This is a genomic window from Achromobacter pulmonis, from assembly GCF_002885955.2.
Lineage (GTDB): Bacteria > Pseudomonadota > Gammaproteobacteria > Burkholderiales > Burkholderiaceae_B > Achromobacter > Achromobacter pulmonis_A.
This window is the reverse complement of record NZ_POQS01000047.1, coordinates 1-910: the sequence shown is the minus strand read 5'-3', so window position 1 is coordinate 910 and position 910 is coordinate 1. Positions and strand designations below refer to the sequence as shown.

General features: G+C 57.4%; 2 protein-coding genes. Both read right to left on the bottom strand.

The genetic code is table 11. The features are described 5' to 3' along the window. Positions 1 to 109 precede the first annotated feature (109 nt). Entirely contained in the window at positions 110 to 454 is a 345-nt protein-coding gene (gene tnpB / locus C1I89_RS33730; RefSeq protein WP_102071909.1) for an IS66 family insertion sequence element accessory protein TnpB, read from the bottom strand. Further along, entirely contained in the window at positions 451 to 879 is a 429-nt protein-coding gene (gene tnpA, locus C1I89_RS33725) for an IS66-like element accessory protein TnpA (protein WP_258231538.1), read from the bottom strand. The genes tnpB and tnpA overlap by 4 nt, the downstream gene beginning before the upstream one ends. Positions 880 to 910 lie beyond the last annotated feature (31 nt).

Sequence of the window (910 nt, the reverse complement as noted above, 5' to 3'; positions counted from 1 at the left end):
GCATGGCCGTTATTTTACCAAATAACGGCCATTAAATGGTAGGCATAAAGCCCCGAAACACCAATAAATACGCCACTTTCAACGTTTCTAATAGCGCCCGCTTCGAAGGCTAAACTCGGGTTGGTCTATGCGTACGTGCAGGCCGTCGCCAGTCGATGCCTTCGAGCAGCATCGATAGCTGCGCCGGCGTTAAATGCACCGCGCCCGACTCGGCACTGGGCCATACGAAGTGGCCATGCTCCAGGCGCTTGGCCAGCAGGCACATACCATCGCCACTCCACCACAACACCTTGATGCGATCACCCTTGCGACCTCGGAAGACGAACACATGGCCGCTGAAGGGGTCTTCGAGAAGCGTCGCCTGGACGGTGGCCGCCAACCCATCGAAACCTCGGCGCATGTCGGTAACTCCGGCGGCCAACCACACGCGGGTTCCGGTCGGTAAACCAATCATGGGCGCAGCGCTTCGATGACGTAGCGTAACGTGGCCGGGTCGGGCGCCCCGTGAAGCAGGACACGTGCGCCGCTAAAGATTAGTTCAATATCCCCCGCCCCGATGCTGCCTTGCCCGTCAACTATCTTGGCCGGTTGCTGCTGTGGTGTGTTCGAAGTCGCTTTAATCTGCACCGGCAGCAACACCGGCCCTTGGTTGATTGGCCCGAAGTCGCCACGCCGATATTGCCAGCGCCAGTTATGCAATTGGTTGGCATTGACGCCGTGTGTCAGCGCGACCCGTGCTATTGAGGCTCCCGCCACCATCGATTCTTGCACCACTTGCCGCTTGTACTCGACCGGATAGCGGCGCCGAGAGCCTTGAGAGGTCGCCACCAAAGAAAGAGAATCGCTCATCGAAATACGTGTCCATCTCAAAAAATACATGGACACGTATCTTGATGAGATTTAACCCAAA